Source organism: Streptomyces sp. NPDC048521, assembly GCF_043199855.1.
Lineage (GTDB): Bacteria > Actinomycetota > Actinomycetes > Streptomycetales > Streptomycetaceae > Streptomyces.
This window is the reverse complement of record NZ_JBICWR010000009.1, coordinates 77408-100212: the sequence shown is the minus strand read 5'-3', so window position 1 is coordinate 100212 and position 22805 is coordinate 77408. Positions and strand designations below refer to the sequence as shown.

At 72.3% G+C, this 22805-nt stretch carries 25 protein-coding genes and 1 pseudogene; 15 read left to right on the top strand and 11 right to left on the bottom strand.

All coding sequences use genetic code 11. The features are described from left to right. Positions 1-66: 66 nt before the first annotated feature. The 4 genes from ACGFRF_RS21810 to ACGFRF_RS21795 all read right to left on the bottom strand — a co-directional run bounded on the left by ACGFRF_RS21810 (position 67) and on the right by ACGFRF_RS21795 (position 2986). Positions 67-756, bottom strand: a complete 690-nt coding sequence (locus tag ACGFRF_RS21810) for a DUF6882 domain-containing protein (RefSeq protein ID WP_393742295.1) — start codon at positions 754-756, stop codon at positions 67-69. Positions 757-860: 104 nt separating this feature from the next. Then, positions 861-1829 carry a threo-3-hydroxy-L-aspartate ammonia-lyase gene (locus tag ACGFRF_RS21805; RefSeq protein WP_393742293.1) on the bottom strand — a complete coding sequence of 323 codons (969 nt, stop codon included), beginning with the start codon at positions 1827-1829 and terminating at the stop codon, positions 861-863. A gap of 29 nt (positions 1830-1858) precedes the next feature. Then, a complete protein-coding gene (locus ACGFRF_RS21800) occupies positions 1859-2482 on the bottom strand; it encodes a transcriptional regulator (RefSeq protein ID WP_393742688.1) in 624 nt (207 codons plus the stop codon). Positions 2483-2608: 126 nt separating this feature from the next. Next, positions 2609-2986: a VOC family protein gene (locus ACGFRF_RS21795; RefSeq protein WP_393742291.1), complete on the bottom strand. Its 378-nt coding sequence runs from the start codon at positions 2984-2986 to the stop codon at positions 2609-2611. 268 nt (positions 2987-3254) lie between these two features. On the opposite strand from ACGFRF_RS21795, the gene ACGFRF_RS21790 reads away from it, so the two are divergent. Both ACGFRF_RS21790 and ACGFRF_RS21785 read left to right on the top strand, forming a co-directional pair. Next, a complete protein-coding gene (locus ACGFRF_RS21790) occupies positions 3255-4052 on the top strand; it encodes an SAM-dependent methyltransferase (RefSeq protein WP_393742289.1) in 798 nt (265 codons plus the stop codon). A gap of 233 nt (positions 4053-4285) precedes the next feature. After that, positions 4286-5764, top strand: a complete 1479-nt coding sequence (locus ACGFRF_RS21785) for a glutamate--cysteine ligase (RefSeq protein WP_393742287.1) — start codon at positions 4286-4288, stop codon at positions 5762-5764. Positions 5765-6196: 432 nt separating this feature from the next. On the opposite strand, the gene ACGFRF_RS21780 is transcribed toward ACGFRF_RS21785, so the two are convergent. Further along, the gene (locus ACGFRF_RS21780) at positions 6197-6589 is read right to left on the bottom strand and encodes a winged helix-turn-helix transcriptional regulator (RefSeq protein ID WP_393742285.1); all 393 of its coding nucleotides are present in this window, start codon (positions 6587-6589) and stop codon (positions 6197-6199) included. A gap of 130 nt (positions 6590-6719) precedes the next feature. On the opposite strand from ACGFRF_RS21780, the gene ACGFRF_RS21775 reads away from it, so the two are divergent. Beyond that, complete coding sequence (locus ACGFRF_RS21775) at positions 6720-7358, top strand: FMN-dependent NADH-azoreductase (protein WP_393742283.1); 639 nt, start codon at positions 6720-6722, stop codon at positions 7356-7358. Between the two features lie 518 nt (positions 7359-7876). Here the strand turns inward: ACGFRF_RS21775 and ACGFRF_RS21770 are convergent. After that, positions 7877-8638, bottom strand: a complete 762-nt coding sequence (locus ACGFRF_RS21770; RefSeq protein WP_393742281.1) for a cache domain-containing protein — start codon at positions 8636-8638, stop codon at positions 7877-7879. Between the two features lie 37 nt (positions 8639-8675). After that, positions 8676-9416: a FadR/GntR family transcriptional regulator gene (locus tag ACGFRF_RS21765; protein WP_393742279.1), complete on the bottom strand. Its 741-nt coding sequence runs from the start codon at positions 9414-9416 to the stop codon at positions 8676-8678. A gap of 109 nt (positions 9417-9525) precedes the next feature. Here ACGFRF_RS21765 and ACGFRF_RS21760 point away from each other — a divergent pair, with 109 nt between their 5' ends. From ACGFRF_RS21760 to ACGFRF_RS21710, 11 genes and pseudogenes are all read left to right on the top strand, one after another. After that, the gene (locus ACGFRF_RS21760; protein ID WP_393742277.1) at positions 9526-10557 is read left to right on the top strand and encodes an ABC transporter ATP-binding protein; all 1032 of its coding nucleotides are present in this window, start codon (positions 9526-9528) and stop codon (positions 10555-10557) included. A gap of 35 nt (positions 10558-10592) precedes the next feature. After that, the gene (locus ACGFRF_RS21755) at positions 10593-11804 is read left to right on the top strand and encodes an ABC transporter substrate-binding protein (protein ID WP_393742275.1); all 1212 of its coding nucleotides are present in this window, start codon (positions 10593-10595) and stop codon (positions 11802-11804) included. 3 nt (positions 11805-11807) lie between these two features. After that, positions 11808-12701, top strand: coding sequence for an ABC transporter permease (locus ACGFRF_RS21750; RefSeq protein ID WP_393742273.1), 894 nt, complete (start codon positions 11808-11810; stop codon positions 12699-12701). A gap of 48 nt (positions 12702-12749) precedes the next feature. Beyond that, the gene (locus tag ACGFRF_RS21745) at positions 12750-13565 is read left to right on the top strand and encodes an ABC transporter permease (RefSeq protein WP_393742271.1); all 816 of its coding nucleotides are present in this window, start codon (positions 12750-12752) and stop codon (positions 13563-13565) included. A 10-nt stretch (positions 13566-13575) separates the two neighbouring features. Further along, positions 13576-14259, top strand: coding sequence for a maleylpyruvate isomerase N-terminal domain-containing protein (locus tag ACGFRF_RS21740; RefSeq protein ID WP_393742269.1), 684 nt, complete (start codon positions 13576-13578; stop codon positions 14257-14259). A 101-nt stretch (positions 14260-14360) separates the two neighbouring features. Beyond that, positions 14361-14642: a hypothetical protein gene (locus tag ACGFRF_RS21735; protein WP_393742267.1), complete on the top strand. Its 282-nt coding sequence runs from the start codon at positions 14361-14363 to the stop codon at positions 14640-14642. Between the two features lie 193 nt (positions 14643-14835). Beyond that, positions 14836-15000 carry a hypothetical protein gene (locus ACGFRF_RS21730; RefSeq protein WP_189979214.1) on the top strand — a complete coding sequence of 55 codons (165 nt, stop codon included), beginning with the start codon at positions 14836-14838 and terminating at the stop codon, positions 14998-15000. Between the two features lie 2 nt (positions 15001-15002). Then, entirely contained in the window at positions 15003-15275 is a 273-nt protein-coding gene (locus tag ACGFRF_RS21725) for a DUF4190 domain-containing protein (protein ID WP_393742265.1), read from the top strand. 59 nt (positions 15276-15334) lie between these two features. Continuing rightward, complete coding sequence (locus tag ACGFRF_RS21720; protein ID WP_393742263.1) at positions 15335-16072, top strand: YqjF family protein; 738 nt, start codon at positions 15335-15337, stop codon at positions 16070-16072. Further along, positions 16069-16737 (top strand): annotated as a pseudogene (locus ACGFRF_RS21715) (hypothetical protein); the annotation flags it as partial. The gene ACGFRF_RS21720 and the pseudogene ACGFRF_RS21715, both read left to right, overlap by 4 nt. Before the next feature lie 72 nt (positions 16738-16809). Continuing rightward, positions 16810-17355 (top strand): hypothetical protein, encoded by a 546-nt coding sequence (locus tag ACGFRF_RS21710; RefSeq protein ID WP_393742686.1) that lies wholly within the window; start codon positions 16810-16812, stop codon positions 17353-17355. A 78-nt stretch (positions 17356-17433) separates the two neighbouring features. On the opposite strand, the gene ACGFRF_RS21705 is transcribed toward ACGFRF_RS21710, so the two are convergent. The 3 genes from ACGFRF_RS21705 to ACGFRF_RS21695 form a co-directional block, all read right to left on the bottom strand. Next, the gene (locus ACGFRF_RS21705; protein WP_393742261.1) at positions 17434-18462 is read right to left on the bottom strand and encodes a cytochrome d ubiquinol oxidase subunit II; all 1029 of its coding nucleotides are present in this window, start codon (positions 18460-18462) and stop codon (positions 17434-17436) included. A 76-nt stretch (positions 18463-18538) separates the two neighbouring features. Beyond that, positions 18539-19957, bottom strand: a complete 1419-nt coding sequence (locus tag ACGFRF_RS21700; RefSeq protein ID WP_393742684.1) for a cytochrome ubiquinol oxidase subunit I — start codon at positions 19955-19957, stop codon at positions 18539-18541. 387 nt (positions 19958-20344) lie between these two features. Next, positions 20345-20764 carry a CBS domain-containing protein gene (locus ACGFRF_RS21695; RefSeq protein ID WP_393742259.1) on the bottom strand — a complete coding sequence of 140 codons (420 nt, stop codon included), beginning with the start codon at positions 20762-20764 and terminating at the stop codon, positions 20345-20347. A 280-nt stretch (positions 20765-21044) separates the two neighbouring features. Between ACGFRF_RS21695 and ACGFRF_RS21690 the strand changes: the two genes are divergently transcribed. After that, positions 21045-21926: a DMT family transporter gene (locus ACGFRF_RS21690; protein ID WP_393742682.1), complete on the top strand. Its 882-nt coding sequence runs from the start codon at positions 21045-21047 to the stop codon at positions 21924-21926. 182 nt (positions 21927-22108) lie between these two features. Here the strand turns inward: ACGFRF_RS21690 and ACGFRF_RS21685 are convergent, their stop codons facing one another. Beyond that, positions 22109-22723: a TetR/AcrR family transcriptional regulator gene (locus ACGFRF_RS21685; RefSeq protein WP_393742257.1), complete on the bottom strand. Its 615-nt coding sequence runs from the start codon at positions 22721-22723 to the stop codon at positions 22109-22111. Positions 22724-22805 lie beyond the last annotated feature (82 nt).

The window sequence follows — 22805 nt, the reverse complement described above, 5'->3', positions numbered from 1 at the left end:
CCGGCGCGCAGCTCGACACCGCGTAACGCCGGTGCGCGGTACGTCGGTCGCGCCCTGCGGCGAGTGTCAGGGCAGCACCTTCACGCCGACCTTCGCGATCCGTCCGGCCGCGTCGAAGTCGACCTCGGCCGCGCTGCCGCCGGGCAGGTCGGCGACGATCCGGCCGGCCTCGGCACGCTGGGGCAGGCCGTGGTGGTCGAAGTAGCCGCCTACGACGTGCCGGGCGGAGCGGCCGATCAGTCCGGCTCCGGTGAGCAGGGTCCGCGGCAGGGTGACCGGGTCCAGTCCCGCGCGCGGGACCTGTGGGTCGTCGGGGAGGAAGTACACCTGTGTGTCACCTCCGGCGGGAACGCCGATGTACCCGGGCGCTTCGGCCACTCCCATGCCGGTGAAGGCGAGCATCTCCGCCGCGCGCCGGGGGTCGTCGAAACCGGACAAGTCCAGTATCTCCGCAGTCAGTTCGGCGATCCCGTGGGTCCGCCCGTACCGCTCGACAGCAGCGGTCGGGGCCACGACCTCCGTGCCGCGCAGACCCGGGTTCGCCCACCCCCACATCCAGGACCGCTCGGCCCTGTCGTACGTGCCCAGCACTGCCACCCGCAGCTCCAGCTCGCCCTGCCGGTACGTACAGGTGGGCAGATCGGCACTCCACGGCCCCTCGGGCAGGAAGCCGGTCAGCACCTCGAGCTGCGCCGCGCCCCAGGCGGCATGCCGTTCGGCCTCCAGCAGGAACGCGTCGGTGAATTCACTGATCATGTCCCGACCTTATGAGGCGGCCCCGCTCACTCCTGGCGCAGGGTCGTATGCCCTTGGCCCGCGGCGGGCGGCCCCAGGGGCGTGCTGCCCGGCGTCACGGCCGGTCAGCCGCCGCTGACGAGTTGGGTGAACCTCTGGGTGTCGATGTTGCCGCCGGAGGCGATGATGCCGACGCGGGGCGGCAGGTCGAGGTGGCCCGTCAGCAGCGCGGCGAGGCTCGTGGCGCCGCTCGGTTCGAGGACGATCTTCAGTCGTTCGAAGGCGAAGCGCATGGCACTGACGATCTCGGCATCGCTGACGAGGGTGATGGCGTCCACGAGTCGCTGGTTGATGGAGAAGGTGATCTCACCCGGGGTGGGCAGGGCCTGCCCGTCCGCCACGGTGTGCGGAACCGGCACGGTGACGCGCGCACCGCTCTCCAGGGAGCGCTTGGTGTCGTCGCCCGCTTCGGGTTCCACACCGATGATCCGCATGCCCGGTTGCAGTGTCTTGGCCGCGACGGCGCTGCCCGCGATGAGGCCACCGCCGCCCACGGGTACGACGAGTGCGTCGAGCGGGCCGGTCTCTTCGAGGAGTTCGAGTGCGGCGGTGCCCTGGCCGGCGATGACATGCGGATGGTCGTAGGGCGGGATGAGGGCCAGGCCGCGGTCCGCGGCCAGCGCCTCACCGAGCGCGGTGCGGTCCTGGGTGTAGCGGTCGTAGGTGACGATCTCGGCGCCGTACCCGGCCGTGGCCTCCCGCTTGGAGCGGGGGGCGTCCTCGGGCATCAGGATGACGGCGCTGGTGCCCAGCTCCCGGGCGGCCAGGGCGGTGGCCTGGGCGTGGTTGCCGGAGGAGTAGGCGGCGATGCCCTTGGCCAGTTGCTCCGGGGAGAGCCGGGCGGCGGCGTTGTAGGCGCCGCGGATCTTGAAGGCGCCGACCCGTTGGAAGTTCTCGCACTTGATGAACACCTGGGAGCCGACGCGGGCGTTCAGGGTGCGGGAGGTGAGGACGGGGGTGCGGTGGGCGACGCCCCGGAGGCGTGCGGCGGCCTCACGGACGTCGTCGAACGTGACGGGCAGGGCGGCGGCCATGGCGGTGTCCTCTTTCGGCGTGTCGGGCTTCACTTCGCGTAGTTGTAGACCGTCGCCCGGGAGACGCCGAGCAGGTCCGCGATGGTCTGTGCCGCGTCCCGCGAGTCGAAGTGGCCGTCCCGGTGGAGCTGCCGTACGAGCGCCTTCTTGTCCTCGCGGCTCAGCGAACGGGGGGTGGCGGCGCGCCGGGCGGACAGTTCCTGCACCGCCTGACGCAGCTCGCGGGCGCCGCGGTCCCGGAGCGTCTCGAGGGGCTGGTCACGGTGCTCGGTCTGCGTGGCCACGAGGTTCGACAACGTCAGCGTCACGGCGGACAGCACGGAGACGTCGAGGTTCAGACAGAGCGCCGCGATGTACTCCCCGGCGGCGTTCTTGATGCCGATGGACGTGCTCTTCGCCGGGCGGCCGTCGGGGAAGTGGTTGGGGTAGTTCTGGATGACGCCGGGGTACTCGGGGTCGGCGATCCGGGCGAGCCCCAACTCGGTGGCGGAGTCGCCGACCTGACGGCCCGACAGGTTGTTCTCGATCGCCCGGATCGCGTGCTCCGGGTGGCGCAGGTCGTGCAGCACCACCTCGCACAGCCCCGGGAACATACGGCCGAGAGCGACGGCGATCTTCTCGGCTTCACGGACGAGGTGCTCGTCCGCGTCCACGGCGGCGGCGTCGCCTTGCCGCCTTCGCCGTACGTCGGCCGTCGTGCCGCCCACCCCGCCCCCTTGGACTTGTTTTCCATTTCTGGACTGGAAGGCTAAGCAGTCCGCCGGGCGCTGTCCAGTGGTTCAGCCGCCGACCCGCTCCGCCGCGCTGCGCTCGACGCACAACTCGTTGCCCTCGGGGTCGTGGAGCGTCACCCAGCCCGTTCCGTCCGGCCGGCGATGGTCGCCCTGGAGCGTGGCACCGAGGGCGAGCAGGCGCTCCACCTCCTCGTCCCGGGTGCGGTCCTGGGGCTGGAGATCCAGGTGGACACGGTTCTTCGTCGTCTTGGGGTCCTCGACCCTGACGAAGAGCAAGACGGCGGTCGCGGTCGTGACGAGGGCCTCGGGGTCGCCCGGAAAGTCGTCGGCGGCGAGCGAGCCGTCCAGGACCTGGGCCCAGAACGTCGCCAAGGCATGGGGATCGGCGGCGTCGACGGTGATGTGGCGAATCAGGGAAGTCATGTGCGCCACTCGATCATGTCTCTTCCCCGTGGTCCAGAGACGTCCGGCCCGCCCCGCGCGGCATCGGGGTCACCGGACGGCGCGTCGGCCACATCGGACACGTTCTCCCGGTGCCGGGAGTCGGTCTGCGACCACACAGCCGCCTCGGTGACGCTGTCGGAGCTCCCAGAGCCGGGAAACCACTGGCGCGGCAGCGGTAGTTGATGTGGGAAGCTTTGGCCAGCCGTTCGCGGACCGAGGCCGTGACGGTCGCCGAGAGGAGCGCAGCGTGACACAGGACGGCGTCCAGGCCGTGAACATCGACACCAGCAAGCCGCACCCCGCGCGGATCTACGACTACCTCCTGGGCGGCAAGGACAACTACGAGGTGGACCAGCGGGCGGCCGACGAGCTGGCCGCCGCGGCACCCGAGGTGCGGATCGGAGTGCGGGCGAACCGCGCTTTCCTGCACCGGGCCGTCCGGTACGTCGTCGGCAGCGGGGTCCGGCAGATCCTGGACATCGGCACCGGGCTGCCCACCTCGCCGAACGTGCACGAGGTCGCCCAGGAGGCGGCAGCGGACGTACGCGTCGCCTACGTCGACAACGATCCGATCGTCGCCGCGCACGGCAACGCGCTGCTCAGCCGCTCCGGTACGACCAGCATCGTCCTGGGCGACCTGCGAGACCCGCGTTCCGTGCTGGACCACCCCGACGTCCGCAAGGTCATCGACTTCGACCAGCCGGTCGCCCTGCTTCTCGTGGCCATCCTCCATTTCCTGACGGACGCGGAGCAGCCCGCGCAGGTCGTCGCCGCGCTGCGGGACGCGCTGCCGGCCGGCAGCTACCTGGTGCTGTCGCACGCCACGGACGACTTCGCCGACCGCAGCGCCGCGCAGGCCGTCTACAACCGGGCCACCGCCTCCCTGAACCTCCGCTCCCGCGCCGAGGTCGAGCGGTTCTTCGACGGCTTCGAGCTGGTCGAGCCGGGCCTGGCCCAGGTCCCGTTCTGGCGCCCGGACACCCCACCGCCGCCCCGGTCCGCGGAGATCGGCTTCTACGGCGGTGTGGCCCGCAAGCTCGCCTGACCGAACCACCGCGCCGGCGCGCCCAGCCCAGGAGCGGGGCGCGCCCTCCGCGCCTCGGCAGCCCTGCGCCGCGGATCTCCGAGCCGGCCGTCACCGAGCCGGCCGTCACCGTGTCGGCCGGTCACGCCCGCGCGTCCGGAGATCACCTGTGGCGGGCGGGACCCGCATGGTGCGGGTCCCGCGATGGTGCGACGCTGTGTGGAGAGGTGTCCGACGGGAACCCTGGAGGGCCGATGGGACGGGACGTCCCGGCGCTCGTCTTCACCCGCGAGGACCGCCGCCGGTACCGGGTCAAGATGCAGGAGTGCCTCGACACGCTGGCGCAGATGCTGCGCGAGGCGCGGTTCGAGTCCGAGCGGCCGCAGGTCGGCCTGGAGATCGAACTGAATCTGGTCGACGGCGCCGCCGAGCCGGCGATGCGCAACAGCGATGTGCTGGAGGCGATCTCCGACCCCGCCTGGTCCACCGAGCTGGGCCGGTTCAACCTGGAGATCAACGTCCCGCCCCGACGGCTGACGGCGGGCGGCCCCGACGCGTGGGAGTCGGAGATCCGGGCCGCGCTCAACCACGCCGATGAACGGGCCCGATCCGTCGGCACCCGGCTCATCATGATCGGCATCCTGCCCACGCTGCGGCAGGACGACATCGGCGAGGGAGCACTGTCGGAGAACCCCCGTTACCGGCTGCTCAACGACCAGGTCTTCGCTGCCCGGGGCGAGGACCTGCGCATCGAGGTGGACGGCGTCGACCGGCTGCGGACCTACGCGGACACCATCACCCCGGAGGCCGCCTGCACCAGCACCCAGTTCCATCTGCAGGTGTCGCCGGAGGAGTTCGCCGCGTACTGGAACGCGGCACAGGCGATCGCCGGGGTTCAGGTGGCGCTGGCGGCGAACGCGCCCTTCCTGTTCGGCAAGGAGCTGTGGCACGAGACCCGCATCCCGCTGTTCGAGCAGGCCACCGACACCCGCCCGGAGGAGATCAAGGTGCAGGGGGTGCGCCCCCGCGTGTGGTTCGGGGAGCGGTGGATCAACAGCGTCTTCGACCTGTTCGAGGAGAACCTGCGCTACTTCCCGGCCCTCCTCCCCCTGTGCGACGAGCAGGACCCGGCGGAGACGCTGGACCGCGGTGACATCCCCGAGCTGGGCGAACTGACCCTGCACAACGGCACCATCTACCGCTGGAACCGCCCGGTCTACGCCGTCGCCCACGACGTACCGCACATCCGGGTGGAGAACCGGGTGCTGCCCGCCGGGCCGACCGTCGCCGACACCCTCGCCAACGGCGCCTTCTACTACGGGCTCACCCGGGCGCTGGTGGAGGAGGACCGGCCGGTGTGGTCGCGGATGTCCTTCGCGGCCGCCGAGGACAACCTGCACACCGCCGCCCGGCACGGCATCGACGCGCTGTTGTACTGGCCCGGGATGGGCGAGGTTCCGGTGCCGGAGCTGGTCCTGCGGCGGTTGCTGCCGCTCGCGCACCGCGGTCTCGAGCACTCCGGGATGGACGCCGCGTGGCGGGAGCCGCTGCTCGGGATCATCGAGCAGCGGTGCGTGACCGCACGCAACGGAGCGGTGTGGCAGAAGGAGATGTTCCACCACCTCGACGCGTTCACGCAGGTCGGCCGGCACGAGGCGCTGCGGCGGATGACGCAGTTGTACATCGACTACATGCATCTCAACGCCCCGGTGCACACCTGGCCGGTCGACTGAGCCGGCTCAGGCGCGCGGTACCTGAAGGGTCACCGCCCGGTCGAACGCCGAGTCGCGGTTCTTCGCGAACTCCTCCTTGGTGAAGACCGGTTCGGTCCGCTGCGGTGAGACACCGGTGCCGTACCTCCCCGACGGCACGCTGTTCGGCCTGCCCGACGAGAAGTACCTGACCCGCACCGGCCGCACCTACGAGGTGTAGCGGGGCGCGTCGGCGGGAGCCACGGGCACGGGTTCGGGGCGGGTGTGCCGGGCGGCGTCGGCCGGATCGTTCCGGGCTCGTTCCGCATACGCCGTGCAGGGGGACGCGCGCGGACACCGAGCGGTGGCTGATCCGCCAGCGCCAGCCGTCAGCCGTCAGCCGTCACGGGTGGGTACACAGTGCCGTCTTAGGCGGCGGGCCGCACTGCACCGGGCCTGCGCCGCCGCGCCCCGCTATGCCGTCGCGTCGGCCGGTCGCTTCCGCCCCACGCCGGCACACGGCTCGGCCTCGGGCAGGTGGGTCTTCGCCCACTCCCCCAGTTCCCTCAGCGCGGGTTCCAGTGCGGCTCCGGCCTCGGTGAGCCGGTACGAGACGCGCAACGGCGGGCCCTCGTCGACCTCGCGCAGGAGGAGGCCGGCGGCGCCGAGTTCCGCGAGCCGGTCGGACAGCATGCGCTCGCTGATGCCGGGAATGGCGCGCCGCAGGTCGGCGAAGTGCGCGGGCTGGTCCACCAGGACGGCCACGATCGGGCCGCTCCAGCGCTTGCCGAGCAACTGAAAGACACGGGTGATGCCGTCATCCACCCGTTTGCACGCCGCACCGTCGTGGTTCTCGTCCACCGCCATGTGATCAGGGTACTACCACGCGATAGGGGGTGAAAAAAAGTAAGTACCTATGTTAAACCTAGTTACGTACGAAACCCCGGCCCGACGGCTCCGGCGTCGGGCTGCCCCCTTCCGTCTTCTGGAGACACCCATGGCCACCCTGCTGCACATCGATTCCTCCGTGTTCCCGGCCGAGGCGTCGGCCTCGCGCGCCGTGACGGCGGCCTTCCGCTCGCACTGGCAGGAGCAGCACCCCGACGGCACGGTCGTCCACCGCGACCTGGCGGCGCGGCCCGTTCCGCACATCACCGCCGACGCCCACACCGCCGGCTTCGCCGACCCGGCCACCCACACGCCCGGGCAGGCCGCCGCCTTCGCCGAGCGGGCACGGCTCATCGAGGAGCTGGAGCAGGCCGACGCGGTGCTGATCGGCGCCCCGATGTACAACTTCACGATCCCCTCGACCCTCAAGGCCTGGCTGGACAACGTGATCCTCTTCGGCCGCACCGCGGGCGAGACGCCGTCCGCCAAGGGCACCCCGGTGACCGTCATCGCCAGCCGCGGCGGCTCCTACGCGCCGGGCACCCCGCGCGAGTCGTACGAGTACGTGCAGAACTACCTCACGGCCGTCCTCGCCGACACCCTCGGCCTGGAGCTCGACTTCATCGTCCCGGAGCTGACCATGGCCCCGCACAACCCGGCGATGGCCGAACTGGTCCCGCTGTTCGAGGCCTCCCGTGCCCGCGCCTTCGAGGAGGCGGCCGCGCAGGCCAAGCGACTCGCGGCCTGAGGCCGCTCCCGGCCCGGACACCGCACCGCCACGTGGCCCGGGTCGCGGGCCACAGCACCGCGAACCTCGCGCCCGCACCGAGTCCTCCGGCCGCGCTCTATCACCACTTCGAGCGCGGCCTGCCGGACGTCGTCGCGCAGGTCGCGGACGACGTCGTGGACGAACTGGTCGACGAGCTGAACCGGGCCGCCGCCCGTTGTCCGAGGGACAACTACGGGATGCGCATGATCGCCCCCAGCCGGGTCCTGCGGTCCTGGGCGATCGGCCGCCGACGGGGGTTCTGCCTCCTCTTCGGCACCCCGACGCGGGCCGCCGGGGAAGCGCACGCCGTCCTGACGACGCGCTGGATCCGCCGGCCGGCCGGTGTGTGGGGCCCGGCCTTCGTGGACCTGTGGGCGGCCCGCCGCTACCCGGTGCCGCCCGAGAGCCTGCTGGACCGCCGCCTGCTGGGCCAGATGCGGGACTACGTGGCCGACACGGGCGTCGATCGTGCCCCCGGGCCCGTGGCACCCGTGTGTTCAAGCCAGCACGAGCACCAGCGGAACGCCCCGGCACGGGACCAGCCGCATGCCGTCGTGCGTGGCGGACCGGCCCTCGGTGAGGAGGGCGCCGAAGTCCGGGCCCTTGGTGAGGGAGCCGGCCAGGTGGGCGGGGTCGGCGGAGGCGGTGACCCGGCCCCGGGCGTTCACCAGACGGGCGGGTCGGGGCAGGCGCCGCAGCAGTGGCAGGACGGCCGCTTCGAAGTGCCGCAGGTACACGTCGGCGGCGGCCACTCCGGCGAACCGCCCCTGCATGTGGACCGGTTCGGACAGGGTCAGGCTGTACTCGTCGGAGCAGAGGTAGTCGACGTACGGTCCGGCCACGGCCCGGCGCCCGGTGTCGCGGGGCAGCGTGAACCAGTCCCAGTGGGTGTAGTCGGAGTACGCCGACCGGCCGGGATCGAGGTCCAGGTGGAGCGGGCGTACGTCGCCGTCGGCGCCCGACTGCCACCACTCCAGCCAGGCGGGTACGTCGGCCAGCAGGCCGGGTGCGGCGACGAAGCCGACACCGGAGACGAGTTCCTCACGGATCAGGCGCAGGTGCAGTCCGGGGCGGAGGGCGGCGAGGTCGGCGCTGGCGGGCCGCCGACCCTGCGCGGCCACCCGGTCGAGCAGGACCGTCGTGTCCGTACGCGTGGCGGCGACCGTCTCGAAGACGGCCTCCAGCGCGCCGCCCACCTGCCCGGCCACCCATGTCTCCGGCTCCGTGTCGAGGGTGGCGAGCCCGGGGCTCCAGCCCATGGTGTCCTCCAGCGGACGGGAACCGGACGCGGCGCGGTCAGAGGGTGAGGCGTACGGCGACGAGCCGCGCCGTCGACTCCCTGACGCACCGCTCGGCCAGCGTTCCGGCCGTTTCGTGGGCCCCATCTTGCACGGCGGAGATGACGGAACGGTGTCGGTCCGCAACTTCTTCACGATATGCGTCGTCGGCCAGGACGAGGCACAGCAGGGCGCCGACCTCGCTCTGCAGCGCGACCTGTTCGCGGGTGAGCCGGGCGGACTGGGCGGCGGCCGCGAGTTCGACGTGGAAGCGGCCGTACAGGCGGCTGCGCGCGGCCGCGTCCTCGGCGTGCGCCGACTCTTCGGCGGTACGGCGCAGTTGCTGGAGGTCGTCGAGTTCGGTGCGCTGGGCGGCGAGACGGGCGGCGGCGCCGGACAGGGCGGCCCAGTGGTCGCCCAGATCGCGCAGTTCCTCGGTGCTCCAGCAGCGCAGCCGTGCCTTGAGACGGTCGTCGGCGGGGACCTCGGGGAGGGCGACGAAGCTGCCGCCGCCGCGGCCCCGGCGGGTGGTGACCAGGCCCTGTTGCCGCAGTGCCATGAGCGCCTCGCGCAGGGTGACGGTGGAGACACCGAGCTGTCCGGCCAGCTCGGTCTCGCCGGGGAGTTGCTCGCCGTCGGCGAGGAGGCCGAGTTCGATGGCGTCGCCGAGGCGGCGGACGACCGCGTCCACGCGGGCCCGGTTGTCCACCGGGCTGAAGACGGCCTTGCGGGCGCCGCCGTCGATCTCGTGCTGTCTCACGGCCACCACCTCGTGCGTTGACTCAAGCTTTACCTTAAGGGGCTCTTGAGCTTTGAACTATGACTTCATATGTTTACGGGAACGTACAGCGCGCCAGAAAGGTTCCCGTATGGAGGGAATTGCGGTCCGGCTGCGGGACCTGCGGAAGTCGTTCGGCGAGACGACCGCCGTGGCCGGGGTCGACCTGGAGATCCGGGACGGGGAGTTCTTCTCGATGCTCGGCCCGTCCGGGTCCGGGAAGACGACGGTCCTGCGGCTCGTCGCCGGGTTCGAGTCACCGGACCAGGGGCGAATCGAACTCGCCGGGCAGGAGGTCACCGGCCTCGCCCCGTTCGAACGGGACGTGCACACCGTCTTCCAGGACTACGCCCTCTTCCCGCACATGACGGTCGAGCAGAACGTCGCGTACGGATTGCGGATCCGCAAGGTGCCGAAGGCCGAACGCCTCGTCCGCGCCCGCAAGGCGCTCGCCGAGGTGCGCCTCGAGGGCTACGGCCAGCGGCGCCCGGCCCAGCTCTCCGGCGGCCAGCGCCAGCGCGTCGCACTCGCCCGCGCACTCGTCGGCCGGCCCCGGGTCCTGCTGCTGGACGAGCCGCTCGGCGCCCTCGACCTCAAACTGCGCGAGCAGATGCAGGTCGAACTCAAGGCGATCCAGCGGGAGGTGGGCATCACCTTCGTCCTCGTCACCCACGACCAGGAGGAGGCCCTGACGATGAGCGACCGCATCGCCGTCTTCGACCAGGGCCGCATCGCCCAGGTCGGCACGCCCGCGGAGATCTACGAACGCCCGGCGACCCCGTTCGTCGCCTCCTTCGTCGGCACCTCGAACCTGCTCGACGGAGAGGCGGCCCACCGGATCACCGGCGCCCCGGGCACGTACAACATCCGGCCGGAGAAGATCCGCGTCCTGAAGGAGTCCGCCGAGGCGGACGAGCCGGGGCACGCCACCGCCACCGGCACCGTCGCCGAGGTCGTCTACCTCGGCGACGCCACCCGCTTCCTGGTCGACCTCGACGGCGGCGGCCGGCTCACCGCCCTGCAGCAGAACCTGGAGACCTCCTCCGAGGACGTCGCCGCCTACCGCGGCACCCGGGTCCGCCTGCGGTGGCACCGCCGGCACGCCGTCCGGCTGCCCTCCTGACCGCCCCGTCCCGCTCCCCGCTCCCTCGCGTCCCCATGGAGAACGACGTGCGTCTCAACCGAATCCCCCGGGCCGCCGCCGCGGCCGCCGCCCTGCTGCTCGCCGCCGCCTGTGGTTCCTCCGGCGACTCCGGCGGTCCCTCCGCCACGGGGCTCAACCCGCCCGACCTCAAGGCCCCGGCCAAGCTCGGCGAGACGGAGGGCCAGGTCAATCTGATCGCCTGGGCCGGCTATGTCGAGGACGGCTCCAACGACCCCGAGGTGGACTGGGTCAGCGACTTCGAGAAGCGAACCGGGTGCCAGGTCCACTCCAAGGTCGCCGCCAGCTCGGACGAGATGGTCAAGCTGATGAAGACCGGCGAGTACGACGCCGTCTCCGCCTCCGGGGACGCCTCCCTGCGCCTGATCGCCTCCGGTGACGCCGCCCCCGTCAACACCGATCTGGTCCCCCACTACAAGGACGTCTTCAGCGGATTGAAGAACGGCGCCTGGAACTCCGTGCGGGGCACGATGTACGGCATCCCGCACGGCCGGGGCGCCAACCTGCTGATGTACAACACCGAGAAGGTCAAGCCGGCGCCCACCTCATGGTCCGCCGTCTTCGACGACGCCGCACAGCACAAGGGTCACGTCACCGCCTACGACTCGCCGATCTACATCGCCGACGCGGCCCTGTATCTCAAGGCCACCAAGCCGGAGTTGAAGATCAAGGACCCGTACGCCCTCGACCAGAAGCAGTTCGACGCGGCCGTGGCCCTGCTCAAGCGGCAGAACGGATACGTCGGCGAGTACTGGAGCGACTACCTGAAGGAGGTCTCCGCCTTCAAGAGCGGCGACTCGGTCGTCGGGACCACCTGGCAGGTCATCGCCGGCCTCGCCGCCTCCGAGGGCGCCCACGTCAAGGCGCTGGTCCCGAAGGAGGGTTCGACCGGCTGGTCCGACACCTGGATGGTCTCCGCCAAGGCCAAGCACCCCAACTGCGCCTACAAGTGGCTCGACTGGATCGTCTCGCCCAAGGTCAACGCCCAGGTCGCCGAGTACTTCGGCGAGGCCCCGGCCAATTCCAAGGCGTGCGCGCAGACCAGTGACAAGAACTTCTGCACGGTCTACCACGCGGCCGACGAGACCTACTGGAAGAAGATCGCCTTCTGGAACACGCCCATCGCGCAGTGCCTCGACGGCCGCACGGACGTGAAGTGCGTGCCGTACGCCAAGTGGGTGCAGGCCTGGACCGAGATCAAGGGCTGAGCCGTGCCGACCGATGTGACGACCGCCGCCGGCCGGGGAACCGTCCGGTGGCTCGCCGGAACGCTGCACCGCAGACCCCGGCTGCGGCTGACCCTCCTGCTCACCGCCCCGCTGCTGTGGCTGGCCGTCCTGTACCTCGGCTCGCTGGCGGTCCTGTTCGTCTCCGCGTTCTGGACGACCGACTCCTTCACCTCCCAGGTGGTGAAGGTCTGGTCGACGGACAACTTCCATGAGCTGTTCACCACCCCGGTCTTCCGCCGGGTGGTCCTGCGCAGCGTCGGCGTGGCGCTCGCGGTGACGGCACTGTGCGCGGTGATCGCCTTCCCGGTCGCCTTCTACACCGCGCGCGTGGCCAGGCCGCGACGGCGTCCCCTGCTCGTCGTGGCGATCCTCACCCCGCTGTGGGCGAGTTACCTGGTCAAGGTGTACGCCTGGCGGCTCATCCTCTCCCAGGGCGGACTCGCCGACTGGATGCTCGCGCCGTTCGGGCTGGGCGGCCCCGGCTACGGCCTGCCGGCCACGGTCCTGACCCTGACCTATCTCTGGCTGCCGTACATGATCCTGCCGATCCACACGGCCCTGGAACAGTTGCCGGCCAACTTGCTCGACGCGTCGGCCGACCTCGGGGCGCGGGCCGGGCGGACCTTCCGCTCGGTGGTCCTGCCGATGGTGCTGCCGTCGGTCGCGGCGGGTTCGGTGTTCACCTTCTCGCTCAGCCTCGGCGACTACATCACCGTGCAGATCGTCGGCGGCAAGACGCAGCTGATCGGCAACCTCGTGTACTCCAACATCGAACTGAACCTGCCCATGGCCGCCGCGCTGGGCACCGTGCCCGTGGTCGTGATCGTCCTGTACCTGCTGGCGATCCGCCGTACGGGCGCCCTGAACAGCCTGTAGCCCGCCCGCCCCGGTACGCCCCCCGCCCGCCTGGAGAAGAAGAGCGTCATGCATCTCAGCCGCACCGCGCGCATCGCCCTGCGTCTCGGCGCCGGGCTCGGATTCGCGGTGATCTACGTCCCGCTCCTGCTCGTCCTCGTCAACTCCCTCAACCCCGACCGCAGTGCGAGCTGGCCGCCGCCGGGGCTCACCCTGCACTGGTGGTCGGCGGCAGCGCACAACTCCGGTGCCCGCGAGGCGCTGTGGGTCTCGGTGAAGGCGGGACTGGGCGCCACCGCGATCGCGCTGGTCCTCGGCACCCTGGTCGCCTTCGCCGTGGCCCGGCACCGCTTCTTCGGCCGCGACACCGTCTCCTTCGTCGTCGTCCTGCCGATCGCACTGCCGGGCATCGTCACGGGCATCGCCCTCAACTCGGCCTTCAGTACCGTCCTGGAGCCGCTCGGCGTGGGTCTCGGACTGTTCACGGTGATCGTCGGGCACGCCACCTTCTGCATCGTGGTGGTGTTCAACAACGTGGTGGCGCGGCTGCGGCGCACGACGGGCTCGTACGAGGAGGCGGCCATGGACCTCGGCGCGACCACGTTCCGCGCGTTCGCCGACGTCACCTTCCCGCTGGTCCGCTCCGCGCTGCTGGCCGGCGGCCTGCTCGCCTTCGCCCTGTCCTTCGACGAGATCGTGGTCACGACGTTCACCGCGGGGCCCGGCATCCAGACCCTCCCCCTGTGGATCTTCGACAACATGACCCGCCCGCAGCAGGCACCCGTGGTGAACGTCGTCGCCGCCGTCCTCGTCCTGCTGTCGGTGGTCCCGATCTACGTCGCCCAGCGCCTGTCCGCGGACACGGCGACGTCGAGCCGCGTGTGATGATGACCGGATGGTGATCACACAGACCCCGACGAGTCCGGCGCTCACGCTGCGCGCCGCCTACGCGGCCGCCTCGGCTGTGGTCTCGGCACTGGGCGACGAGGAATCGTGGCTGCCGACCGGCTGCACGGGCTGGGCGGTCCGCGACCTGGTCTTCCACTGTCTGCAGGACGCCCAGCGCGGACTGGTGGCCCTGCACACGCCGTCGGACGAGCCCGTCGACCGGGACGCGGTGACGTACTGGCGGGACTGGCGGCCGGACTCCGCGGGAGCGGCGAACGGCCGCCGCTGGGCGCGGGTGAACGGGAGCATGTTCCTGGACTTCGGCCAGTTGCGGGAGCTGTACCTGGAGACGTTGTCGGCGGCCGTGCACGCGGCGCAGACGGCCGATCCCGACCGGCAGGTGGCCACCCAGGGGCACGTGCTGACGGCCGGCGACCTGATCACCACGCTCGCGGTCGAGGCGACCGTCCACCACTTGGACCTGACCGTCCGGATGCCGCTCGCCCCGGCACCCTCGCCCGAGGGCCTGGCCGCGGTGCGCGCCACGCTGGACGGGCTGCTCGGCCGGCCCGCCCTGCCGGAATGGAGCGACGACCACTACGCGCGCGTGGGCACCGGGCGGGCCGCGCTCACCGGCGCCGAACGTGCTGCCCTGGGTGCGGCGGCGGACCGCTTCCCGCTGTTCGGCTGAGGGCCTCCACGCCCCGGCCGCACGCCCAACACGGGGACACGCGCCGGCGACACCTGCGCGGTGCGGGGCATGCCGGTCAGCTTGATGGAAACCTGCGCCCCATGAACAACCCTCCCAGCATCAACAGTTACGTCGACCGGGTCACGGCCGGCCCCGGCGGGGCGATGACCGACGAGGTCGGCGTCATCACCGGTGATCTCACCGTCGCGACCATCCTCCTTTCCGACGGCCACAGTGTGCGCGTCGCCATCCAGCATTTCGGCAGCGACACCTGGTACACGCTCGCCGGGAGCCCCGCCCCGGTGCCGGCCGGCCAACTCGCGGCCTACCACCGGGACCTGCTGGGCCGCATCCGCCGGGGCGGCGGGACCCGCGCCACCTGAGCCGGGACCGACGCCCCTGCCGGACCGTCAGGAACGGCTGCGTGAGACGGCCGTGGCGGGTAACCCGCGATGTCATGAACGCGTTGAGGAAGCGGCCACAGCAGCCGCTGCACAGGCAGCCGGGGAAACGACCGACGGCACCGGCGAGGAAACCGCCGTCCGTGGCCACCGCCACCGCAGCGGGGAGGTAGGCGTGCTCTTCCTGGTCGTCGCCCTGCTTCTGCTGGGCCTCGTCGTGGGAGCGGCCGCCTATCTCCCCTGGCCCCTCACGCTGGTGCTCGGCTCGCTCATCGCCGTCTGGCTCGTCGTCTTCGCGGGACGCGAGCGGCGGCGCCGCAACCGGACGAGGAGGGCCTGACCATGCGGCTGACCGCTCCACCCTCACGCCGGACGGGCCGGCAGGACACCGAAGGCATGGCCGTGGCCTCCTTCGTCCTCGGACTCGTCGGGCTGCTCGTCCTCAACCTCGTCCTCGGTCCCATCGCCATCGTGCTGGCCGTCATCGCCCTGCGCCGGGACACCCCACGCCGGTTCCGCGCGCTCCTCGGGCTGGGACTGGGCGTCGCGGACCTGGTCGTGCTCGCCCTCCTGGCGTCCGCCGACGGAACGGCTTCCTGGTCCGTGTGGGGCTGAGCCCTCCGGGACACGGGCGTGCCGGGTTTCGGCGCCCTCCTCCGGGGGAGTCGGTGCGCGTGGTCTCGTATGGACCCCAGCAGCGTGTGCACGTCCCCGCGCTGCGGGCCGACTGGCTGACCCAGACGTTCGTGCACTGGGCCTACTCCCCCGATCAGGTCCAGCGGCTGCTGCCGGGGGGCATCGCCGTGGACACGTACGACGGGGCGGCGTGGGTGAGCCTCACGCCGTTCGTCATGGCCGGTGTGCGCCCGCCGGGGTCGCCCGCGTCCCTGCCGTCCTTCGCGGAGACCAATCTGCGCACCTATGTGCGGGGCCCGGACGGCCGGGACGGGCTGTGGTTCCTGTCCATCGAGGTGGCCTGCCCGGTGATGCTCGCCGCCCGCACGGTGGGGGTGCCGTACCACGTCGGCCGCCTGGAGCTGGCGCGGCACGAGGGTTCGGTGGCCTACAGCGGCGTCCGGCGGGGCGGCGGGCCCCGCTACCGCCTGGCCGTCCGTCCGGGCGAGCCGATCCCGCCCACCCGCGTGGACGTGTGGCTGACCTCGCGCTGGCGGGCCTTCACCCGGCAGCTCGGCGCGGTCTGGGAGACGCCCGTGGAGCACGCGCCCTGGCCGCTGCGCGAGGCGCGCCTCGAGGCGATGGAGGAGACCCTCACCCGCGCGGCCGGACTGCCCGCACCCACGACGGAGCCGGTCGTGCACTTCTCGGACGGGGTCCGCAACGTGCGCCTGGGCGTCTCGCACCCGGGGCGGCGCCGCGCCCAGGGCGGCCACCGCGCCGCCCCGGGCGGATGAACCCGCCCGTGCCGGGCCCCGCTCGGGCCGCTCGGCCGAACCCGCCGGTACCGAACCCCGCCGGAGCCGCTCGGCTGCGCTTCGACGGCTGGATCGCCGGTATCGGGACGGCGTCGGGCACCCGCGTGGTGCTCGGCCACTGGGCCCGCTCCCCCTTCGGTGCGTTCAGCGACGTGATGCTCGAACGGGAGGACGGTCACCGTCTGCTGTTGGCCCCGACCCGGCGCACGGCGGACTTCATCGCCGGTACCTACGCCTTCGACGAGGTACGGGTCGTACCGGTACGGGTCCGCATCACCGCGCACCACTGGACGGTCACCGCGGGTTCGCTGCTCGACCTGCGCCTCAGCGTGGGCCGCAGGAGTCTGCCCGGGCTGCTGCTGAAGGCCGTCCCCGGAGCGCTGGCCGCCCGGACCGGCTGGACGACGGTGACCGATCCGGCCGCCCGCGTGCTGTTCGGGGCGCGGACCCGCGGGAGCGCCGGTGGCGGCCGGCGCGAGTGGTACGGCGCGCGCGACCTGCACCGGATCACCGCGGCGAGCGCCGTCCACGAAGGGCGGGACCTCGGCGCCCTCGCCCCCGTCGAGCCCGCCGTGCGGTTCGGTTTCGGCTCGACGCCCCGCACACCCTGCCTGGTACGCGTCACGACGACGGTGAGTGCGCCGCGCGCGGCCGGATGCCGTGGACGTCCGCATCCCGAGCCACGAAAGCCATGGAAGCCACGAAGGAGGCGCGTCATGAACGGCCCTGCACGGTCCGGTACGCCCGAGCCCACCGGCAGCCCCGACATGAAGCTGCTCGGTATCTATCTCAACGACCACCTCGCCGGCGCCACCGCGGGCACCCAGCGCGCAGGTCACCTGGCACGCGTCTCCCGCGGTTCCGCGCTCGGCCGTGCCCTCGGCCCCGTCGCCGCCGAGATCGACGAGGACCGGGCGGCGCTGCTGGACATCATGCGGAACCTGGACGTCCCCGTGCGCCGCTACAAGGTCTGGGCGGGCTGGGCGGCCGAGAAGGCGGGCCGGATCAAGGGCAACGGCCGCCTGGTGCGGCGCTCTCCGCTCAGCACCGTGCTGGAACTGGAAGCGCTGCGGCTGGGCGTGGAGGGCAAGGCGGCCGGATGGGCCACCCTGCGGCGCCTCACCTCCGCCGACGAGCGCCTGGATGCCGCGCAGCTCGACACGCTCCTCGACAGGGCCAGACACCAGCAGGACACCGTGGAGGAGTGGCGCGCACGCGCGGCCGAGGCGGCCCTGCGCACGGCCGACCGGAACGCCGCATGACCCGGTGATCAGCACGCCGAACGGCCTGGCCGACGGGGCGCTGCGCGCAGCCGGCGCCGTGGCCGCGTGACCCCCTGATCAGGGCGCCGTCCCCCCTCGCTCGGTCGGTGCCTCGGGGGTGCTCGCCCGCTGGAAGGTGCCGTACAGCAGCCACAGGGCCGGGATCAACAGGACGGCCCCGCAGGCGAGGGAGATCAGGCATGCGGAGAGCACGGCCGGGCGGGAGGCGGCCTGGTCGACCGTGAGGCTGCCGACGAGCATCGCCGGGTACTGGGCCGCGCCCCAGGCCCACACGATCGCGGCGACGGCCGCCGCCGCGGCCGCGCGTGCCGCGACGTAGCGGCGCGTCGCCAGCAGGCCGAGGCCCACCACACCGCTGACCGCGCTCAGCACCACCAGCGGCAGCGCCCGGTGGGTGAGCCCGTGGAACAGTTCCGGGGCGTCGGCGTGCAGCACCGCCGTACCGGCCAGGGCGACGGCGCCGCTGGCCGACCCGGTCACCATGGCCCGCAGCGCGAAGTGACGCGCCAGGTCCCCCTCGCCCTCGCGGGCCACGTCCGCGCACAGGTAGACGGCGGCCAGATGGGAGCAGGTCAGTACGGCCAGGACGCCGCCGAGCACGGACGTGGGGTTGAGCCAGCTGGTGATCACGTTCCCCTCGGCGAGTCCGGCCGGCACCCGGCCGGAGGCCACGCCGCCGGCGACGGCGCCGAGGAAGAACGGGGTGACCAGCGAGGAGACGGCGAAGAAGATGCCGAAGAGCCGTTGTTGCCACAGCTCGGTGCTCGCCTTGCGGAAGGCGAAGGCGGCGCCGCGGGCGATGATGCCCAGCGCGGCGAGGGTCAGCGGCACGTAGAGGGTGGACATGACGGCCGCGAACACCGGCGAGAAACAGGCCCACAGCAGCACGATGACGAAGATCAGCCAGACGTGGTTGGCCTCCCAGACCGGACCGATGGTGTGCTCGATGAGCCGCCGCTGTTCCTGGCCGCGGCGGGTGCCCCCGGCCAGCAGGTCCCACACCCCGGCGCCGAAGTCGGCGCCCGCGAACAGGGCGTAACAGGTCAGCCCGACCCACATGACGGCGAGGGCGGTGTCGGTGAGCACGGGACCTCCAGGGACGTTCGCGGGGCTGGTGCCGAAAGACCGAGGGTGGCGGATCGACGAGCGGCCGGCGGCGCGGTCAGACCACGGGATAGCCGCGCACGTCCGCCTCCTGGGGTGCGACCGGGATGTCGGTGCCGCGGGCCATCCGGCGCAGCACGTACACCGTGGCGACGGTCATCGCCGCGTACACCACGAGCACCAGCCACAGTCCCGCCATCAGTCCGGGTGCCGGGTTCACCGCGTCCCGTACGCGCATCACCCCCCACACGATCCACGGCTGCCTGCCCAGTTCGGTGACGCTCCAGCCGCTCTCCAGGGCGACCACGGACGCCGGACCCGCGAGCGCGACCAGTGCGAGCAGCAGCCGGCTCCCACGCCGGTCCAGGAGGCCGCCGCCGACGCGCCGGGTGCGCCACCAGGTGAGCAGCAGCCATACGCCGAGGCCGAGCAGGAAGAAGCCGATGGCGACCATGAGGTCGAAGGCCCAGTGGACGCCGGTGACCGCCGGCCACTGGTCGTGGGGCACCCGGTCGAGGCCCTGGACCACCGTGCCGGGACGGTAGCCGACCAGCAGGGACAGTCCGCTGGGAATCTCCAGACCGTATTCCAGGCCCCTGTCGCCGGCGACTCCGCCGAGGGTGAGGGGGACGTGCGAGCCGGTGCGGTAGACGCCCTCGATGGCGGCCAGCTTGGTCGGCTGGTAGTCGGCCAGGAAACGGGCCGCCCAGTCGCCGACCACGATCTGGAAGGGGGCCGCCACCGCGCCGACGGTGAACGAGAGGGCGAACCCGGCCGTGTGGTAGGGGTCGCGGCGGCCCCGCAGCAGGGCGACGGCGTAGACGGAGGCGGTGAGGAAGGCGGCCACCATGAAGGCCGCGAGGATCATGTGCACGGTCTGCGGCGGGCTGGCGGGGTTGAGCATGGCCGCCCACGGGTCCACGCCCACGATCTTGCCGTCGCGCAGGGTGAAGCCGCGGGGCTGGTTCATCCAGGCGTTGGCGCAGACGACGAAGAAGGCGGAGGCGACGCCCGCGACGACGATGGGGATGCCGGTGAGCAGGTGTCGGCGTGGCGGCAGCCGGTCCCAGGCGTAGAGGTAGATGCCGAGGAAGATCGCCTCGATGAAGAAGGCGATGCCCTCCAGCGCGAAGGGCAGCCCGATGACCTGGCCGAACCGCCCCATGAGGCCGGGCCAGAGCAGCCCCATCTCGAAGCTGAGGATGGTGCCGGAGACGGCCCCCACCGCGAACAGCACGCCCATGGCCCGGGCCCAGTGCCGGGCCAGGAGTCGCAGGGCCGGGTCGTCGCGGCGGATGCCGAGCCACTCGGCGAGGAGGGTGAGGGCGGGCATGCCGACACCGAGGCAGGCGACGATGATGTGCCAGGCCAGCGAGAACCCCATCTGGGCGCGGGCGGCCGACAGATCGCCTTCCGTCGCGGCGTGGGCGAGGTTCACGCCGGACCAGAGCTGGTGAACGGGGGTGGCGACGTCTATCACGAGGGCACTCTCCCGGTGGGCCGGAGGATCACGACCGTGGCTCGGGCTCCGGTTTCCGACGCCGGTCCACGGCCTCTCCGAGGTACCCCCGGTCGCCTCGGCGAACACCCCGAAGGGGGCGGGAGTGCTCTCCTTGGCGTAGTGCCCCGTCGGCACCGGGGTCGGGCCCGTCGGCCACTCGACGGAACACGCACACGGCGGCTCCACCTTGACCCGCATCTGCCCCCTGAGGCCCCTGCCTCGTACACGCCGAGCGGCCGGATACAGGGCCGTACGCCGACCTCGGCGTCAGCTGCGTCGGGACCGCGGGCGCAGGGACCTCGTACGCCGTGTACGCGGACGACCTGGCCGTCTCCCGAGCTGTCGGGTGGCCGCGCCCGGCGGTCACCGGGTGGGGCCTGCCGCGCTGATGAGACCGAGCGTGGACTCGGGGTCGTACTCCACGGCCACATCGCCCAGGGCGACGATCCCGACCACGCGCCCGTCCTCGACGACCGGCAGCCGGCGCAGCGCCTTGCCCCGCATCAGCTGCACGGCACGGTCCACGTCGTCGTCCGGGGCGACGGTGACCAGCTCGCTGCTGCACGCCTCGGCCACCGTCCGCCCGCTGACGTCGCCGCCCTCGGCCAGGATCCGCACGGTCAGGTCCCGGTCGGTGACCAGTCCGCGCAGCCGGTCGCCGGCGCAGACCAGGACCGCGCCGATGTCCTCGTCGCGCATACGGGCCGCGACCGCGCACACCGGGGTCTCCGGCGCCACCGCGACCGGATTGCACGTCATGATCTCGCGGACCGCCTGAGCCATGCACTCCTCCAAGTCCCTCGCCCGACCGGGCTCGTCGGGCAGGTACCCCGGATTCGGCCGTATCGCTCGTCCGGACCCCTGCCCGCGTGCCGTGGGACCGGCTCGACGCGGGCGCCACCGACCCTCCCGTCGGCCCACCGACGCCCGCAGCACGGCACGAGCGGCGGCCGGGCGGTCATCCTGTCCCCACGGCTGCACCGGGCATGACGCCGCCGCCTTTCGTAAGGTGAAGGTGCCCGATCCTCCTCCCGGAGGTCTGCCCGGCAGGCGGGAGACGGTCGTGATCGAACTGGCCGCGGCGTTCGCCGTGGCGGGAGCGGCGAGCAACGCCGTGGGCACCGCGTTCCAGCGCAAGGCGGCCTCGGCCAGCAGCAAGGGCGGGATCCGGCTGCTCGCGGAGCTGGTGCACCGGCCCATCTGGATGATCGGCATGGCCGGCGTGATCTGCGCGGCGCTGTTCCAGAGCCTGGCCCTCGTCAACGGCCCGCTGGCACTCGTCCAGCCACTGTTCATCCTGGAGTTGCCGTTCGCGCTGCTTGTCGCGGCCCCGCTGATGCACCGGCGGCTGCCACCGTCGGGCTGGTGGGGTGTCGGTGGCTGTGTGGCGGGCCTCGCCGTGCTGCTCATCGCGGCCGCCCCGCACGGCGCGACCGATCACGCGCCCCTCGCCCGGTGGATCCCGGCCCTGTTCCTGTGTGTCGGCGTGATGGTGGTGGCCGTTCTCCTGGCCGGCCGGGGACGCCCGCCCTCCCGGCGCGCCGCACTGCTGGCCACCGCCTCCGCCACGGGCAACGCCCTGACCGCCGCGCTGCTGAAGTCCGCCAGCGGCACGTTCGCCGACCAGGGCTTCACGGCGTTCCTGCGGTCCTGGCAGACGTACGGGTTCGCGCTCGCCGGCGTCGCCTCCGTGCTCCTGCTGGAGAACGCGCTGCAGGCCGGTCCACTCGCCGCGGCCCAGCCCGCGCTGACCATCGGTGACGCCGTGGTGAGCCTGACGCTCGGTATCGCACTCTTCGACGAGCGGATCCGCACCGGATGGTGGCTCGTGCCGGAGGCCTGCGGCGCCGTGCTGATCGTCCTGGGTGTGCTGGTCCTCAGCCGGGCCGTCCAGCGCATCGTCGTGCTGCCGGTCCCGGCCGAGGAACAGCACCAGGCGACGTGAGGCCCGCTCAGGGGGCGGTGACGAGCGGCGGCTCTCCCCAGTCGGACGTCAGTGCGTCCCGCAGCGCGTGGGCCGGGGCCGGGGCCGGCCCGATGATCTGAAGCCCTGGGCGCGGTGTCCCCGCCGACGGGCCGGCCCGTCACCTGTCCGGGCCGGCCCGTCCGGTTGCCCTGCCGCCCGTCCTACCGTCCGGCGATCCGGTCGATCCAGGACTGGAGCCGTTCGCCCTGCGCGGCCATCAGATCCGGGTCCCGGAGGGTATGGGTGAGGACCGACATGCCCTGGTAGGCCGCGACGAGCTCGACCGCGAGGGCGGGGGCGTCGGAGCGGCCGAGCTGGGCGAACTGGGACTCCACCCAGTCGAGCAGGGCGCGCATGACCTTCGCGGAGGCTTGGCCCAGATCGTCGTCGCGCTTGTCGAGTTCGGTGGCGAGGGTGCCGAAAGGGCAGCCGAAGCGGGCTGCCGTCTCTCGCTGCTCGACCCAGCCGGCGACGAGCGCCTTCAGCCTGGCCGCCGGGTCCGGGAGCGCGTCCAATCGGGCGGTGAGCGCGCCGAGCCGGTCGCAGTGGGCGTCCACCGCGGCTTCGACCAGCTGGTCCTTGGTCTTGAAGTAGTAGTAGACGTTGCCGAGGGGCACCTCGGCCGTGCGGGCGATGTCGCCGAGGGTGGTCTTCTCGACGCCCTGCTCATGGAAGACCTGGACGGCCGCGTTCACCAGGCGCTCGCGCTTGCCACCCCGCCGGGGTCGTCTCGGCCGCGGCGCCTCGACTGCCGCGGCGGATTCTGAGTCAGTCACCTGACTGAGGATAGTCAACGGATGGACAGAGGCAGGCGGCGCACACTATCGTCCCGACTTAGTTAGTCAGCTAACTTACTCG